The sequence below is a fragment of the Acinetobacter terrae genome, assembly GCF_013004375.1.
Taxonomy (GTDB): Bacteria; Pseudomonadota; Gammaproteobacteria; order Pseudomonadales; family Moraxellaceae; genus Acinetobacter; species Acinetobacter terrae.
In genome coordinates this window covers 165,072-181,832 of the sequence record NZ_JABERI010000009.1, presented here as the reverse complement: position 1 = coordinate 181,832, position 16,761 = coordinate 165,072, and the positions used below count along the sequence as shown (strand labels likewise).

Sequence of the window (16,761 nt, the reverse complement as noted above, 5' to 3'; positions counted from 1 at the left end):
ATGAAGAAAGGAATAAATAAGTCAGTTTATCCAGACACCGATCTGGTGATTTTAGCTGGTGGACAGGCACGGCGCATGAATGGCATCAATAAACTGTTGCAGAAATTTGATGATCAAATTCAACTGATCAAGATTCATCAACAGCTTAAATCACATGTTGCACAAGTTTGGATCAATAGTCACCGTGATGATTCGATCTATCAAAAAATGATTCCCAGCATTCATTGTTATCAGGATGATGAAAGTGGTTTTTTAGGTCCACTCATGGGCATGAAAAGTGCCTGGTCACATGTACAGGCAGACTATGTGCTGTTTGTACCCTGTGATGTGACCTACATTCCGTCAAAAGTTATTTTAAAATTGCATCAGGCTTTAGCCAAAAATAGCTTGGCGGAAGTAGCGTATGTGGAAATAAACGGTGAAGCACTGTATCCATTTTGCTTGGTTAAGCGCAGCAGCTTGGCTATTCTGACGGAGCATCTTGAGCAAAAACAGCACAGTTTAAAGCACTGTTTTGCAGATTTGCACGCACAAGTGGCACGTTTTAAAAATCACGCCCTATTTTTTCACAGTATTAATTCAATGGATGAGCTGCAACAGCATCAACAACTCAAATTTCTGCATTAAAACTGAATATTTCGCCTTTGGCACAAAGTTGGAACACTTATTGCAAATCTAATCATAACAAGATTGGGCGATTCCGCGCTTGTGCACAATAGGTGTGCAGTCACAACAAGATGCCTGAAGGTGGATGTTCAACATGAATATGATGACAAAGCTTAAAACCGAAGCGCAATTTGTCGATCAATTTGGTCGTGGCAAGCGCAAACTGCGGATTTCAGTGACTGATCGCTGTAATTTTAAGTGCGTCTATTGCATGCCGGAACATCCAGAATGGATGAAAAAACCCGACTTGCTCAGTTTTGAAGAACTCTACCAATTTTGTGATTTTATGGTGCGCCGTAGTATTGAATCTATTCGGATCACGGGTGGTGAACCGTTAATGCGTCAAGGCGTGGTGCATTTTGTCGCACAGTTACAAGACTTAAAAAAGCTCGGGCTTAAACGCATTTCCATGACTAGCAATGCACATTATCTCAAGCAATATGCACAAGCCTTAAAACAAGCGGGACTGGATGATCTGAATATCAGTCTGGATAGTCTGGATGCTGACCAATTTAAACAACTGACTCAAAAAGATTTAGCACCCGTACTCGACGGAATTCAGGCAGCACAAGCGGTAGGGTTGCCGATCAAGATCAATAGTGTATTGATGAAAGGGATGAATGACGATCAAATTCTGCCTTTGGCCCGATGGTCGGTTCAGCAAAAAATCAGCTTACGCTTTATTGAATTTATGCCACTGGATGGTGACCGAAAATGGTCAACCGAACATGTGGTCAGTGAACAACAGATTTTAGACACTTTAGCCACTGAGTTTGTCGTGACCAGTCAAGCGAATGATTCAGCTCAGTCAAATTCAGATCCGGCACGACAATATTTTATTGATGGTCATCCGATCGGAATCATATCCACCATTACCAATTCATTCTGTGGAACGTGTGATCGGGTACGTTTAACCGCGCAAGGCGAGTTTTATAACTGCCTGTTTGCACCCAAAGGCTTGAATCTTAAAGCTGCAATCAAAGCACTAGCTCCCTCTGAACCTTTGAGTGAACTGAGCTTAAACAGTGCTTTATCCAATTATATCTGGAACAAAGAACAGGGTTTTCATGCTATTGAGCAGCGTTTAAAAAATCAAAGTATGGATAAAAACAGTCGCAAAATCAGTATGCACATGATTGGAGGTTAAGATGCAACAGATCAAAATTAAAATTGAAGCCTTCGGTGCGGTCGAACAACAGTTACCCCAAGACCTGGAAATTATTTGTAGTTTAAATAGCACGGTTTCCGATGTCTTGGTCCAAGTTGGACAAGGCTATCCTGAAGCCTTTGCCATGATTGAACGATGTGCCTGCGCAATTGGTGAGGACATTATTTCGCGTCAAAGCCAACTCAACTCGGACAGTAACTTAGTGCTGCTTTCACCTGTAGCTGGAGGTTGAGATGTATGTATTGAAACAATTTTCACGGATTCAGGATACCGCCTTAACATTGGATAGTTTTGATCAGATTCAAACTTTTCCTGAATGTGGCGGTATTGGTATTTTTGTCGGCACGGTACGCAATCATCATGAAGGAAAAGCGGTTCAAGCGCTGAAATATACGGCATATGCACCTGTAGCCGAAAAAATGATTCGCCAGATTGAGCAGGAAACTCAAGCCAAATATACCGTGTCGTATGTGCGGGTGATTCACCGTGTGGGTGCCTTAGATATTGGCGAAAAAGCCATTATTTCAATTGCCTATGCAGCCCATCGCCGTGAAGCCTTTCAAGCCTGTGAAGAAGCGGTAGAACGGGTCAAGCATGAAGTGCCAGTGTGGAAAGAGGAATTCTATATGGATGGCAGCAGCCAATATGTCGAAGGGTGTTGTATCCGCAAAGATGGTGTGGAAGAGGAACATGCTGACCATCCTGTGAATGCTGAACATGACAAACATCAACATTGCCAGCATGCGAAAGAGAATGATCCACTGATCTACCAATGGCCGCTTTAACAAACACCTGTATAGCAAAAATGAATCAAAGGAACATGCAATGAAAAATGTCGGGATGAAAGCAGAGAGTTATCGCACTGCAGTGGCAACAGGGATTCTGCATGCACCGCCCCATTGCATTGAGTTGCTCCGTAACGGCAATACTGAAAAAGGCGATGCATTAAAGACAGCACGTATCTCGGGTATTTTGGCAGCAAAACGTACCGATGAGCTGATTCCACTGTGTCATCCATTGCCAATCTACCGTGCCGATGTGGACTTTGAACTGTTTGATGCTCATGTGGAAATTATTGCCACTGTAGAAACCATTGGCCCGACTGGTGTGGAAATGGAAGCTTTAACTGCAGTCAGCCTTGCGGGGCTAACTTTATATGACATGCTGAAACCGCATTGTGAACCTGAAGATTTATGTCTGGATCAGGTTAAATTACAAAAGAAAAAGGGTGGAAAATCACACTTTACTCGTGTACTCAAAGAAACGTTATCGGCATCCATTATTGTGCTGTCAGATACGGTAGCCGCAGGTAAAAAACAAGATACAGCAGGTCAAAATGTTCTGGAAATATTACAAGAAGCCAATTTTAGCAATATTTCATATCAGGTGATTCCAGACAGTCCTGAGCAGTTACTGGCACTGATCGAACAGCAAAAAAATGATTATCCGCTAATTCTAACCGTAGGTGGTACAGGGCTGGGGCCTAAAGATTTAACCGTGGAAACCATCCAGCCCTTATTGAAACGTGAAATTCCCGGACTGATGGAAGCATCGCGTAGTTTTGGACAAAAACGTACCCCCTATGCGGCTTTAAGTCGTGGCGTGGCAGGTTATATCGATAACAGTCTGGTGATGACTTTACCGGGGAGTCGACAAGGCGCCAAAGAATCCTTGATTGCCGTGCTGCCTGCTTTGGTACATTTATTTGATGTGCAAAAAAATATTCCACATCAAGGCGGCTACCAATGAATAGCTTCAGCTCAGGATGTGGCGCTGAACATGGCCTGATTACGGTAGATCAGGCTTTGGATTTAATCTTGGAGCAAACCAAAGTTTTAGCGACTGAAAGGGTTAAGCTCAATCAGGCCTTAAACCGATATTTGGCGGATGACGTTTATTCTGCTATTAATTTGCCATTATTTTCGCAAAGTGCTGTGGATGGCTATGCTATCTGTGCACAATCAGTGATTGAGCCTAATACAGAATTTGAATTGATCGGTGAAATTCAAGCGGGACATTTTTCCGAATTACATCTCAAAGCAGGACAGGCTGTTCGCATTTTTACTGGAGCCAAAATTCCATTTGGAACCACCACCGTGGCGCGGCAGGAAATTGTCAAAGTAATCGATACATCCAAAATTGAAATTACAGAAAATTTAAAAGCCCATGCAGATATTCGCGATGTAGGTGAAGAAATTTCAGTGGGACAATTACTGGCAAGCCGAGGACAAGTCCTCTCTGTCGGTGCAATTGCTTCCCTCAGTATGGCAGGCATTCAAACGGTTGAAGTTTTTCAATATCCCAAAGTTGCGGTGGTGATTAGCGGGGATGAAGTTGCGGAAAGTGTAGAGGACTTTGCGACAGGTAAAATCTTCGATGCCAATGGGCCGTTGATCGAAGCTTGGTTTCAGAATCAAGGACAGCAGGTTGAAATTTTCCATGTGGCTGATACAGAAGATGCAGTAAAAGCATTAATTCAAACATTATCGGATAGCTATGATCTGGTTTTAACCACGGGTGGTGTATCGGTTGGAGATTATGATTTTATTCGACCGGTAACCCTCGATTTAGGCTTTGAACAAGTGTTCTGGAAAGTAAAACAGAAGCCGGGCAAACCGATGTTTTTTGCAGAATTGACACGAGCTGATGATTCATCTTGCTATTTATTGGGTTTACCAGGAAATCCTGCGGCCGTGTATGTCGGGATGCAAATTTATACCTCAACTTTGCTGAATGCTTTGCAAGGACAAAAACAGCAACCCAGCTGGTTTAGTGCAGTACTGACTCATGATCTGAAAATGGATAGCCGAGAACGGTTTTTAAGAATGTCCGCCAGTTTTGATCAATCGGTTTTAAAAGTGAAAAGTCTGTCCAAACAGCAATCGCATATGCTGAGTAATTTGATGCAGGCGAATTGTCTGGTACGTATTCCGGCAGGACAAAGCTTGAGTGAAGGTGACATTGTCCAAGGCTTATTTATTCACTGATGAGGAAAATGCACATGAAAAAATCCCTGTTTTTATCCATGTGCCTCGCCATGACATTTTCCTCAGCTCATGCCGGGACAGTCAAAGTCTATGCAGCCGCAAGTCTAAGCAATGCCATGACAGATATTGCCAAACTTTACCAAGCCAAACACCCACAAACTAAAATTATTTCCGTATTTGGTGCTTCATCCGCTTTGGCGAAACAGGTACAAGCAGGTGCCAGCAGTGATCTATTTTTCTCGGCAGATCAGGACTGGATGAATTATTTAGTTCAAAAAAATGTGATTGATTTAAATTTGGTCAAACCATTGCTGTTTAATCAGCTTGTCGTCATCAGTCCCAAAAAACTAAATATTCCATTTAAAGCGCAACACAATTTTAATTTTTCACAGTCTTTTAAAGGACATCTCTGTACTGGGCAAATGGAATCTGTCCCTGCAGGTAAATATGCCAAACAGAGCTTGATAAAGCTGAACTGGTTAAATAGCTTAAAGGGGAGAATTGTCGGTACAGATGATGTACGTTCAGCGCTGGCATTTGTAGAACGGGGTGAATGTGAAGTCGGGATTGTCTATAAAACTGATGCCTTGATGAGCCAAAAAGTCAAAATTATTGGAACCTTTCCGGCAAATTCACACAGCCCGATTGTTTATCCACTGGCATTGACTAAACAGGGTGAAAAAAATAAAGAAGCAATGCAGTTTGAGCAGTTTGTAAAAAGCAGTCACCTAGCCAAAACCATTTTCCAGAAATATGGCTTTAAGGTGAAATCCTAGGCAAATGCAGAAGGAGACAGCGACCCTATGTTAAGTCACGAAGAACTGAGTGCGCTGTATCTATCTGCCAAAGTGGCCTTGTTTTCAACGGTTTTTAGTCTGCCTTTTGCTGTCGCTTTGGGCTGGTATTTAGCCCGTTATGAATTTCGCTTAAAGTTCCTTGTAGAAGCTCTATTACAGTTACCCATGGTCTTGCCGCCTGTAGTTTTAGGTTATTTACTTTTAGTTCTATTTGGCAATCAGGGCTTTATTGGCAAATATTTAAATGTGATGGGAATACAACTGGCTTTTAACTGGAAAGGGGCAGTGCTGGCGTCCATGATTGTGGCATTTCCACTGATGGTGCAACCGATTCGTCTCTCCTTTCAGTTGATGAATCAGCAGTTAGAGCAGATCGCGGGTTCACTCGGTGCCACGCCGTGGAAGGTGTTTTGGAGTATCAATTTACCCTTGGCTATTCCCGGAATCGTGATTGGCAGTATTTTATGTTTTAGCCGCAGTCTCGGCGAATTTGGTGCCACGATTACTTTTGTGGGAAATATTCCAGATGAAACCCGAACTATTCCCATTGCGATTTATTCATTCTTGCAGCAGCCCGATGGCGAGAATATGGCAATGCGATTGGTTGCCTTGTCTTTATTTTTGGCATTTTCAGCCTTGATCGCCAATTATTTTATTCTGCAAAAGTATCAACGGAAATTGGGAGGCTGATATGTTGAAATGTGATTTTCAATATCAACATGCCGATTTTATATTGAATGTTGAACTGGAGATGCAGCAGCAACTTTTAGGCATTGTGGGGGCTTCGGGCTGTGGTAAAAGTACATTGCTAAAAAATATTGTTGGGCTGCTACAACCTCAGCAGGGTTATATTCAGTTTAATAACCGTATTTTGGTGGATACACAGCAAAAAAATTATGTACCGATGCATCAACGAAAAATTGCTTTGATTTTCCAGAATGCATTGCTGTTTCCACATATGAATGTGCAGCAAAACCTAAACTATGCAGAAAAATTAGTGCCTAAGTCGGAACGAAAATTTCAGTTTGAAGGAATTGTTGAATTACTCGAATTAAAATCACTGATTCAGCGTAAAGCGCATCAACTGTCAGGTGGGGAAGCACAGCGTGTGTCGATTGGACGTGCTTTATTATCTTCACCGAATTTATTGTTGTTAGATGAACCTTTAACGGGGCTAGATACACATCTAAAGCAGCAAATTTTACCGTTTTTAAAACGGATGAAAGATGAGCTGGATTTGCCAATGATTTATGTGACTCATCATTTAGAAGAATTAGAATATCTGGAAGCGGAAACTGTGCAATTAAATCAGGGGCGATTGCAGACTGTGCCAAAGCTTGAAAGAATTTAAACTTCTAATAGAAAAATAGCCTAAGCATTAAGCATAAGCTATTTAGATAAACATCAAATGATACTATTCAGCTTTTTGATATTCATTAATCACTTCAAGTGCTGCACGAAAGGCTTCTTGTGTTGCAGGCGCACCACAGTAAGGCAAGCTGTGAAGTAACACTTCCTGAATTTCTTCAACCGTCGCGCCGTTATTGAGTGCACCACGGACATGACCTTTGAGCTCCGTAGGACTTTTTTGTGCAGTTAAAAAAGCAATGGTAATTAGTGAACGGTATTTACGGGGGAGTACGCCTTCACGTTGCCAGGTTGAACCCCACGCATGTTCATTAATCCAGTCCTGCAAGGGTTGAGTAAAGGGCACAGTATTGTCTTGTGCACGTTTGACAAAAGATTCACCCATTACTTCGGTACGAACTTTTAAACCATTTTCAAAATCTTGTTGTGACATATTTTTTTACTCTTTCAACGTCTATAAAAAAGAAGTGATCAAAGTTTATGTCTGAATGACTTCAATGCGTATTGGTTTATGGTCGTAGTTCGATTGTAATTGCAGTGACTTCGCTATGACTCATACTTCGATGAATAATTGAATGTTTATAATAAAATTTGTGATTTCTGAAAATTAATGTTTGTAAGATATTGATTTTAATGAAAATAATTTAAAAAATGAAATCTAAATTTTGATTTAGGATTTTATGTGGTCACTATTTGACAGTGTTTTGTTCAGATAAGCGATTTGAGATAAAAAGTAGAGATAAAGGATTGAGGTTAAAATTATAAAAATAGTGATATAAAAAAAGCCCTGATCAATGATCAGGGCTTTTTCGTATTCTGGAGCGGGAAAGGAGACTCGAACTCCCGACCCCAACCTTGGCAAGGTTATGCTCTACCAACTGAGCTATTCCCGCAATGGTGTGAATTATAGAGAATTTAATAAAACTGTCAACTCTCTATCGTTACAAGTGATCAATTAATCAGCACGACGCCAAATAGTACCTTGACGTGTATCTTCCAAAACCACGCCTTGATCGAGTAAAGACTGACGAATTTCATCGGCCTTGGCGAATTCTTTGGCTTTTTTCGCATCTTTACGTTGTTGAATCAAATCTTCAATTTGTTCCGCGGTTAAGCCTAAAGCTTCCTGACCAATATCAGACTTTAAGAAATCATCCACATTGTATTGAACTAATCCAAGAATGTTAGTGAGGTGACGTAAAGTTGAATAGTAAACCGTTGCCTGTTCTTGGTTTTCATCTTTCACTGCACGGTTGAGTTCTTTATTGATTTCGAATAATACTGCAATTGCTTCGGATGTATTAAAGTCATCACGCATTGCCGTATTAAAACGTTCAACTAAAGTTTCATCTAAAGTTTCAACGGTTTTTTCACCATACACTGCTTGATAAGCTTTAAATGAATGATAGAAACGAGAAAGGGTATTTTTCGCTTCTTTAAGAGCGGTATCAGAGAAGTTCACCGGGCTACGGTAGTGTGAAGAGACAATAAAGTAACGAATCACTTCAGGATGGAATTTATCCATCACATCGCGAATGGTGAAGAAGTTGCCTAAAGACTTCGACATTTTTTCGCCATCGACATTAATAAAGCCAACATGCATCCAGTAATTTACATATTGTTCATCGGTAGATGCTTCACTTTGTGCAATTTCGTTTTCATGATGCGGGAACATCAAGTCGGAACCACCGCCATGAATATCAAAGTGGTTGCCTAGGCAGCAAGTCGACATGGCTGAACATTCAATATGCCAGCCTGGACGACCATTACCCCAAGGTGAAGCCCATGAAGGTTCATTTTCTTTGGCATGTTTCCACAGCACAAAGTCGAACGGATGTTTCTTTTCAACTTCTACATCGACACGTTCCGATGCACCGGCTTGCATATCTTCCAGTTTGCGACCTGAAAGACGACCATATTTAGCAAACTTTTCAACCTGGAAATACACATCACCATTGCTAGAAGGATAAGCCGTGCCTTTATTGACCAAATTACCGATCATGCTTTGCATCTGGTCAATATAATCAGTCGCACGCGGTGCTTCATCAGGAGCTAGGCAACCCAAATTTTCAGCATCGTCATTCATCGCTTGAATAAAACGATCGGTTAATGCGGTAATGCTCTCGCCATTTTCATTGGCACGTTTGATAATTTTGTCGTCAATGTCGGTAATGTTACGAACGTATTTTACCTTCCAGCCTTGACTGCGCAAGAAGCGGATAATGTAGTCAAATGCAACCATGACCCGAGCATGTCCAATATGACAGTAATCGTAAACTGTCATACCGCAAACATACATATCGATATGTCCCTCGACACGCGGAACAAATTCAACTTTTTTACGTTGCTCTGAGTTGTATAGAACAAATGGCTGCATAAGTCTTCAAAATGCTAAATAAAAAGATGCTTCATCATAACGTAAGCACTATTTTTCATAAAGTTTTATGCGCTTTTTTTATAAGCTTGTGAAAAGTTGTACATTTAGAAACGTGCGATTTGCATAGATATGATAAAATTGCGAAAATTATTTTTGCTTGATTAGAGTCAACGCTTTACAGCGTTAAGGTAAACCTACTTTGAACCCACCAAATATGCCAAACCAAATAGACTTCCAAAAAGTTGCATTAGAAACTTTGCGTATAGAAGAACAAGCGCTAGAAATATTAGCGACGCAAATCGATGAACGTTTTAGCCATGCATGTGAAATCATTCTGCAGTGTCGAGGGCGATTAGTCATTACCGGAATGGGCAAGTCAGGTCATATTGGTCGTAAAATGGCGGCAACCTTTGCTTCTACCGGTACACCATCTTTCTTTATGCATCCGGGTGAAGCAGGGCATGGCGACCTAGGCATGCTGGTACCGGGTGATGTACTGATTGCGATTTCAAACTCGGGCAAGAGTGATGAAATTATGATGCTGATGCCCTTGATCAAGCGCTTGGAAATACCGTTAATCACCATTAGTGGTGATGATAAAGGACCCATGCCACAAAATGCAGACGTGGCTTTAACCTTGGGTAATCTCCAGGAGGCTTGTCCTCTAGGTTTAGCACCGACTTCAAGTACTACGGCAACTTTGGTTTTAGGTGATGCTTTAGCAGTTGCTTTACTTGATGCACGTGGTTTTACTGCGGATGATTTTGCCATGTCACATCCAGCGGGTGCTTTGGGTAAACGTCTATTACTGCATGTCAAACACTTGATGCATACAGGTACAGAATTACCAAAAGTATCTCCAGATACACCAATGAATCAGGTTTTATACGAAATTTCAAACAAACGCCTAGGTTTAACCACAATTGTGGACCAAAATGATGTTCTGCTCGGTATTTTTACCGATGGAGATTTACGTCGTTTAATTGATAAGCAACAAGGTTTTGATGTGCACTTGGCAGTGTCGGAAGTGATGACCAAAAACCCTTTAACCATTTCGCAAGAAGCGCGTGCGGTTGAAGCTTTAGAGCGAATGAACGAAAAGAAAATCAATCAATTTGTTGTGGTAAATGATGTAAATAAAGTCATTGGTGTCATTAGCATGCATGATTTGACTCAAGCTGGGGTGAATTAATAAATGGCATCTTATATTTTATTGGAACAGGCACGTCATATTGAAGCTCTGGTTCTGGATGTCGACGGTATTTTAAGTGATGGTTTTGTGACATTGACCAATACAGGCGATGAAATTAAATCATTTGATATTCGTGATGGTTTAGGCATGAAACTTGTACAGCAAGCGGGTGTCAAAGTCATTATCATTACTGGACGTAAAAGCAATATTGTTGAAAAGCGTATGTCTGCTCTGGGGGTAGACCTGGTTTTTCAAGGTCGTGAAGATAAGGGCACCGCATTACGCGAAGCCTGTGCGCAATTGAATGTTGCACCAGAAGACTGTTTATATATGGGCGACGATTGGCCAGATCTTTCTGCATTTGCCATTGCCGGTATGAAAGTCACTGTGCCGAATGGTCATGTGGAAGTGCGACGTCGTGCAGACCTTGTAACTCAGGCAATGGGTGGTCGTGGTGCGGTACGTGAAATCTGCGATATGATTTTGATGGCCAAAGGGGCTTACGAAACGCTTCTTGAAAAATATACGGCTGTCCCACATTAATAGTTAAATAATTCATTGAATTTGAGTTAAGTACCACACTTATGGATACAAAAGTTTTATACGTAACTGCTATAGCAATTGCAGCTATAAGTGGTGGTTACTACTATTACAGCGGTAAGGGCAATAAACTTGAGGTTGATTCAGCAAGGAGTATGACCTATTCCGCTGAAAAAATTAATCTCACCCAAACCGATGATGACGGTAATTTGTATGTCCGTGCTCAAGTCGATCGTCTTGAACAGGACATGCAAAAACAAACCTCAAAACTAACCAATCTCAATGCTTCCATGTATAAAAATGGCGCAGTCGATGCCACTTTCTATGCCAAAGTCGCAAATAGTTATGATGATAATGAGCGCATTGTTTTGTCTGGAGACGTATTGGCGACCAAGTTAATGCAACAGGGCAAAATGCAGTTTCGAACCCAAGAGTTAACGGGATATCCTAAAACTCGTGAAATTGAAACCAATAAACAAGTCATTGTGCAATCTCCGCAAGCTGAATTTGTAAGCCAAGGTTTGAAAGCCAATTTAAATGACGGTCAATACGAATTTTTTAATATTCGAGGAAAATATGAACCAAAATCTTAAGCTTACATTGTCTAAAACCTTGCTTAAGCAAGCAGCTTTAGTCGGTTTGGTTGTATTCTCATCGGCAACGGCATTTGCAATTCCTTCTGACAGAACTCAGCCCATCTCCCTAGTGGCTGACCGTGCAACCTATAATGAAAAAACAGGGGTGACGACCTATACGGGTAATGTCATCATCGAGCAAGGCACCATGAAATTGCAAGCCAATTCGATTGTGGCCAATTTGAATAGTCAAAAAGAAATCAGCACGATTACCGCGACAGGCGGCCCTGCGCGTTTTCAGCAAAAAGTTGATGTCAATAAAGGTTTAGCGAAAGGACAGGCACAGAAGATTCTTTATAATGCGCAAACCGGCATTGTCACTTTGTCTGGCAGCGCACTGTTAGAGCAAGATGGTGCAAGTATTCGTGGTAATACTTTGAAATATAGTATGAATAAGGGTGATATTGAGGCTACTGGTACGCCAAATAGCACGGGTTCATCTTCAGGTCGTGTTCAAATTGTTATTCCACCTTCTAGCTCAAAATCATTCCCGGGAGCACGTGATTAATGGATCAATCGCTAAATCAACCACAAACGCTTTGTATTAAACATCTTGCAAAAAACTATAGTAAACGATGGGTGGTTAAGGACGTTTCTTTCCAGATGCAAAGTGGACAGATTGTCGGGTTGCTTGGACCAAATGGTGCAGGTAAAACCACAAGTTTCTACATGGTGGTTGGTTTAGTTCGAATGGATAAGGGCGAGATTCATTTAGATGATCTTGATTTATCTGATTTGGCTATGCATGAACGTGCCCGCAAAGGGATTGGTTATTTACCTCAAGAAGCGTCTATTTTTAGAAAATTAACCATTTCTGAAAATATTATGGCGATTCTTGAAACACGTAAAGATTTAAACAAACAGCAACGCCAACAGCGTTTAAATGAATTGCTGGCTGATTTTAAAATCACCCATATTAAAGATTCTTTAGGCATGAGTGTTTCGGGTGGTGAACGTCGCCGTGCGGAAATTGCCCGTGCTTTGGCTGCTGATCCTAAGTTTATGTTACTTGATGAGCCTTTTGCCGGGGTCGATCCTATTTCTGTAGGTGATATTAAAGATATTATTCGGAACTTAAAAGATCGTGGCATTGGGGTGTTAATTACCGATCATAATGTACGAGAAACACTCGCGATTTGTGAGCGAGCATATATTGTCAGTGAAGGTGCAGTAATTGCAGAAGGAACACCACAGGAAGTTCTGGAAAATGAAACGGTGCGTGAAGTTTATTTAGGTGAAGATTTTACGGTTTAAAAATAAGCAAAATAAAAGATGATTTTGTTATAAATAAATGACAAGATCATCTTTGTATGTAATAAGTATTGAAATTAATAATTACATTACAAAAATAGATGTATTCTTTAGGAAATACGTTAAATATTCATAAAATAAAAATTATCATTCAAATGATGCTAAACAATCAAAACAACAAGATAGGTTTGTGTCAAAAGTTATTGCTGAGAAGCATACAGTGTTTGATATCTACTGTACCTTTACACATGAACTATGCCCATGCAGACAGTTCAAAAGAGTTCATGCAGTCGCTCAAGTCTGAGATGAGTCAAATTTTTGTTCCTAAATCAGATGAAAACTACAATAAGGCAGATATTGACGCCCTAAGTAATTATAAACTGGATATCTCCAAAGTTCAGGAATTACCTCTCATACAAGGTTCGGATCGCACGCGCCCTTTTTCTAAAAATCAGCCGGTGTATGAACCTGTTAGCCAATTAAGCTTCAATGAAACCATTCTTCGGGCATTACAACGCAGTCCAGATGTTTCAGCGTAATAGCATTGATTACGCGTCAGGTCGGTATGAGTTGGCGTAAATCTGCATTCAGTACAGATTTAATCAATCCGTGGCGCCTACCTGTTGTGGTGGAATTTCATGATGGTCAGGTCGGTGTTGTTGAAAAGGTCGATGCTGAAGGGAATGCCAATATTCAGCTAAGTGGCGATCAGAGGGCTTGCACAGACATTAACGCTAAATGTGCTGCAGTCCAATATTCGGCATTTTTATATTCTGCGACCAGAAAAATCCGTACCAGATGCACGGGTAGATGAATATATCAAACCTTATGAAAGCAGCTGGTTCTGGTCGATTGTATTACGTGACTGGAAACGTTATATCGATGTGATGTTTGGCTCCATGATTGCCAATATTCTGGCCCTGGCGACTGTGGTTTTTTCCATGAACGTTTATGACCGGGTCATTCCGGCACAATCAATACCAACTTTATGGGTGCTTGCTGGTGGTGTACTGATTGCTGCCATTTTTGAATTTAGTCTACGTGTCGCGCGAATTTATCTGTCTGATATTATTGGTAAGCGTGCGGATCTAAGAATTTCTGACCGGGTTTTTGGCCATGCTTTAAGAATTAAAAACAGTGAACGATCGAAATCTACAGGCACGTTTATTTCCCAGATTCGTGAGCTTGAAGGTGTGCGTGAACTGGTGACATCCACCACCATTTCAGCGATTGCCGATTTACCTTTCTTCTTGCTGTTTTTGGGAATTTTCTGGCTGATTGGCGACAACCTGTTCTGGGTGATGCTGTTGGTTGTGCCTTTAATGATTCTGCCGGGAATTCTGGCACAAAAACCTTTGGCAAAACTCGCCAGTGAAGGCATGCGTGAAGGTGCAATTCGTAATGCCATGCTGGTTGAAGCAGTACAAGGCATTGAAGATATCAAGCTATTGCGTGCTGAAGCAAGATTTCAGAATCAGTGGAACCACATGAATGAATCATCGGCAGATGTTTCAATGCGTCAACGTAAAATCGTCGGTGTCATGAATGCCTGGACCCAAAAAATTCAGGGTTTGACCTTTGCAATTGTGGTGCTGGTGGGTTGCTTTGCGGTGATGAAAGGTGACATGACCACTGGTGCTTTGGTGGCTTGTTCGATGTTGTCTTCACGCATGCTCGGTCCAATTGCGCAAATTACCGGTGTACTTGGTCGCTGGCAGCAAGCCAAAGTGGCTAAAAATGGACTTGATGAATTAATGAAAAAACCGGTGGATCAACCGGATCATACCCATTTGATTCATCGTCCGACACTAAATGGTCATTATGAATTAACTGGCGTGACTTTTAAGTATGGCGAAGATGATCCAAAACCAAGTTTGATGATTCCAAAACTTGAAATTAAACCGGGTGAAAAGATTGCGATTCTTGGGCGTAATGGTGCAGGTAAATCGACACTACTGCAATTATTGTCAGGCATGCAAACCCCTGTTCAAGGCAAAATTAAACTGGATAGTGTTGAACTGGGTTTAATCGATCCCTCAGATGTGCGCCGTGATATGGGGTTGCTGAATCAGAATGCGCATTTGTTCTTTGGTTCTGTACGTGAAAACTTGACGCTTGGTGCGCCTTTGGCCAGTGATGAAGAAATATTGAATGCATTGAAAATTACCGGTGCAATCAACTTTGTGCAGGAGAAAAAAGAAGGCTTGGATCATATGATTCTTGAAGGTGGTGTTGGTTTTTCTGGTGGTCAGAAACAGGCACTATTACTGGCACGTTTACTGATTCGCCAGCCGAATATTCTGTTGTTGGATGAGCCAACAGCATCCATTGATGATGTGTCAGAAAAACAACTGATTGATCATTTGAAATTATGGCTCGGTCAACGCACCATGATTGTTGCGACGCATCGTCGTGCAGTACTGGAGCTGGTGGACAGAATTATTGTGGTGAATGATGGCAAGATAGTGATGGATGGACCTCGTGATCAGATTCTAAATCAAAATCAGCCACAGCAACGTCAAGTTGCAGGAGCTAATTCATGAGCGCTAAATCACAGAATCTAAAAAGTACCATCAAAGTCACTGAGCTTGAACCGCCTTTACCTAAAGCCAGTGTGTTTATCTGGATGATTTGTTTGGGTTTACTCACTTTGTTGTTATGGGCATGGTTTTTTAAACTTGAAGAAGTTTCTACAGGAACCGGTAAAGTTGTACCTTCCTCAAAAGAGCAGACTATTCAGTCTCTTGAAGGCGGTATTTTAACCAAGTTGAATGTTCGTGAAGGTGGAATTGTCAAGCAGGGTCACATTCTGGCTCAGCTTGATCCGACTCGACTGGAATCCAATGTCGGAGAATCAGATTCATTGCTGATGTCTTCACGTGCAACTTCAGCGCGTTTAAGAGCTGAAGTGAATGGAACACCTATTTCTTTTCCTAAGGAAGTTTTAAAAGACAGTAAACTGGTGAAGGAAGAAACCGCGCTTTATCATTCACGCCGTGCCAATCTGGATGAATCCATGTCGGGTCTACATCAGGCTTTAAGTTTGATTGAGTAGGAACTGAGCATGACCGAACCTCTTGTGGCTAAAGGGGCTGCAAGTGAAGTGGAAGTTTTACGCCTAAAACGTGAAGCCAATAATTTGCGTAATCAAATGAATGATATTGGCAATCAGTATGATGTGAAGTCGCGTGAAGAATTATCCAAAGCCAATACGGATGTAGAAACCCAGCAACAAGTGGTGAGAGGAAAGTCAGATACGTTAAGCTGTACGGTTTTCAAAGCGCCCATGCGCGGGATCGTCAAGGAAATTGATGTCATGACCATTGGTGGTGTCATTCCGCAAAATGGCAAGCTGATGACCATTGTCCCTTTGGATGAACAGTTATTGATTGAAGCTCGAATTTTACCGCGTGATATTGCATTCATTCATCCTGGTCAGGAAGCGCTGGTTAAAGTCACGGCTTATGACTATTCCATTTATGGTGGTTTGAAAGCTAAGGTTACGGTGATTTCACCGGATACAATCCGTGATGAAGTCAAACAGGACCAGTTTTATTACCGTGTTTATATTCGAACTAATACCGATAAATTAACCAATAAAGCCGGGAAGCAATTCAGTATTACTCCTGTTATGGTGGCAACGGTTGATATTAAAACCGGACAAAAATCAGTACTGGATTACCTGATTAAACCGTTCAATAAAGCGCAAGAAGCATTGCGTGAACGCTTATTAAAAAATTGAGAAACTCAATTTTAAAACCTCCTTTGTATAGGAGGTTT

Annotated in this window: 17 protein-coding genes, 1 tRNA gene and 2 pseudogenes; 17 read left to right on the top strand and 3 right to left on the bottom strand. The window is 41.3% G+C overall.

The annotated features are described in order from the left end of the window. The 9 genes from mobA (at position 1) to HLH14_RS05650 (ending at position 6,969) form a co-directional block, all read left to right on the top strand. Positions 1-627, top strand: a complete 627-nt coding sequence (mobA, locus tag HLH14_RS05690; RefSeq protein ID WP_067724456.1) for a molybdenum cofactor guanylyltransferase — start codon at positions 1-3, stop codon at positions 625-627. Between the two features lie 133 nt (positions 628-760). Beyond that, entirely contained in the window at positions 761-1,813 is a 1,053-nt protein-coding gene (moaA, locus tag HLH14_RS05685; RefSeq protein WP_067724457.1) for a GTP 3',8-cyclase MoaA, read from the top strand. Position 1,814: 1 nt separating this feature from the next. After that, complete coding sequence (locus HLH14_RS05680; protein ID WP_067724458.1) at positions 1,815-2,066, top strand: MoaD/ThiS family protein; 252 nt, start codon at positions 1,815-1,817, stop codon at positions 2,064-2,066. Between the two features lies 1 nt (position 2,067). Continuing rightward, complete coding sequence (locus HLH14_RS05675) at positions 2,068-2,619, top strand: molybdenum cofactor biosynthesis protein MoaE (protein WP_067724459.1); 552 nt, start codon at positions 2,068-2,070, stop codon at positions 2,617-2,619. 7 nt (positions 2,620-2,626) lie between these two features. Then, positions 2,627-3,583, top strand: a complete 957-nt coding sequence (gene moaCB / locus HLH14_RS05670) for a bifunctional molybdenum cofactor biosynthesis protein MoaC/MoaB (protein WP_228139753.1) — start codon at positions 2,627-2,629, stop codon at positions 3,581-3,583. Beyond that, positions 3,580-4,821 carry a molybdopterin molybdotransferase MoeA gene (locus HLH14_RS05665; protein WP_067724461.1) on the top strand — a complete coding sequence of 414 codons (1,242 nt, stop codon included), beginning with the start codon at positions 3,580-3,582 and terminating at the stop codon, positions 4,819-4,821. Before moaCB ends, HLH14_RS05665 begins: the two co-directional genes overlap by 4 nt. A gap of 14 nt (positions 4,822-4,835) precedes the next feature. Next, positions 4,836-5,597, top strand: a complete 762-nt coding sequence (gene modA, locus HLH14_RS05660; protein WP_067724462.1) for a molybdate ABC transporter substrate-binding protein — start codon at positions 4,836-4,838, stop codon at positions 5,595-5,597. A 27-nt stretch (positions 5,598-5,624) separates the two neighbouring features. Next, a complete protein-coding gene (gene modB / locus HLH14_RS05655; RefSeq protein ID WP_067724463.1) occupies positions 5,625-6,308 on the top strand; it encodes a molybdate ABC transporter permease subunit in 684 nt (227 codons plus the stop codon). 1 nt (position 6,309) lies between these two features. Further along, positions 6,310-6,969 (top strand): ATP-binding cassette domain-containing protein, encoded by a 660-nt coding sequence (locus tag HLH14_RS05650; protein ID WP_067724464.1) that lies wholly within the window; start codon positions 6,310-6,312, stop codon positions 6,967-6,969. A gap of 63 nt (positions 6,970-7,032) precedes the next feature. Here HLH14_RS05650 and HLH14_RS05645 read toward each other — a convergent pair whose 3' ends face one another. From HLH14_RS05645 to cysS, 3 genes are all read right to left on the bottom strand, one after another. After that, positions 7,033-7,419 (bottom strand): carboxymuconolactone decarboxylase family protein, encoded by a 387-nt coding sequence (locus tag HLH14_RS05645; protein WP_067724465.1) that lies wholly within the window; start codon positions 7,417-7,419, stop codon positions 7,033-7,035. A 384-nt stretch (positions 7,420-7,803) separates the two neighbouring features. Beyond that, a tRNA-Gly gene (locus HLH14_RS05640) sits at positions 7,804-7,879 on the bottom strand. Positions 7,880-7,941: 62 nt separating this feature from the next. Then, complete coding sequence (cysS, locus tag HLH14_RS05635; protein ID WP_067724466.1) at positions 7,942-9,363, bottom strand: cysteine--tRNA ligase; 1,422 nt, start codon at positions 9,361-9,363, stop codon at positions 7,942-7,944. Between the two features lie 214 nt (positions 9,364-9,577). Here cysS and HLH14_RS05630 point away from each other — a divergent pair, with 214 nt between their 5' ends. The 8 genes and pseudogenes from HLH14_RS05630 to HLH14_RS05595 all read left to right on the top strand — a co-directional run bounded on the left by HLH14_RS05630 (position 9,578) and on the right by HLH14_RS05595 (position 16,723). Further along, a complete protein-coding gene (locus HLH14_RS05630; RefSeq protein ID WP_067724470.1) occupies positions 9,578-10,555 on the top strand; it encodes a KpsF/GutQ family sugar-phosphate isomerase in 978 nt (325 codons plus the stop codon). 3 nt (positions 10,556-10,558) lie between these two features. Next, positions 10,559-11,098, top strand: coding sequence for a KdsC family phosphatase (locus HLH14_RS05625; protein ID WP_067724472.1), 540 nt, complete (start codon positions 10,559-10,561; stop codon positions 11,096-11,098). Between the two features lie 41 nt (positions 11,099-11,139). Continuing rightward, positions 11,140-11,688 (top strand): LPS export ABC transporter periplasmic protein LptC, encoded by a 549-nt coding sequence (lptC, locus tag HLH14_RS05620; RefSeq protein WP_067724474.1) that lies wholly within the window; start codon positions 11,140-11,142, stop codon positions 11,686-11,688. Further along, positions 11,672-12,238 (top strand): lipopolysaccharide transport periplasmic protein LptA, encoded by a 567-nt coding sequence (gene lptA, locus HLH14_RS05615; RefSeq protein ID WP_067724476.1) that lies wholly within the window; start codon positions 11,672-11,674, stop codon positions 12,236-12,238. The genes lptC and lptA overlap by 17 nt, the downstream gene beginning before the upstream one ends. After that, positions 12,238-12,984, top strand: a complete 747-nt coding sequence (lptB, locus tag HLH14_RS05610; protein WP_067724478.1) for an LPS export ABC transporter ATP-binding protein — start codon at positions 12,238-12,240, stop codon at positions 12,982-12,984. Before lptA ends, lptB begins: the two co-directional genes overlap by 1 nt. A gap of 245 nt (positions 12,985-13,229) precedes the next feature. Beyond that, a complete protein-coding gene (locus HLH14_RS05605; RefSeq protein ID WP_067724480.1) occupies positions 13,230-13,520 on the top strand; it encodes a hypothetical protein in 291 nt (96 codons plus the stop codon). Then, a pseudogene (locus HLH14_RS05600) lies at positions 13,517-15,524 on the top strand (type I secretion system permease/ATPase); the annotation flags it as partial. The gene HLH14_RS05605 and the pseudogene HLH14_RS05600, both read left to right, overlap by 4 nt. Further along, positions 15,521-16,723 (top strand): annotated as a pseudogene (locus HLH14_RS05595) (HlyD family efflux transporter periplasmic adaptor subunit). The pseudogenes HLH14_RS05600 and HLH14_RS05595, both read left to right, overlap by 4 nt. The last annotated feature ends 38 nt before the right edge of the window (positions 16,724-16,761 follow it).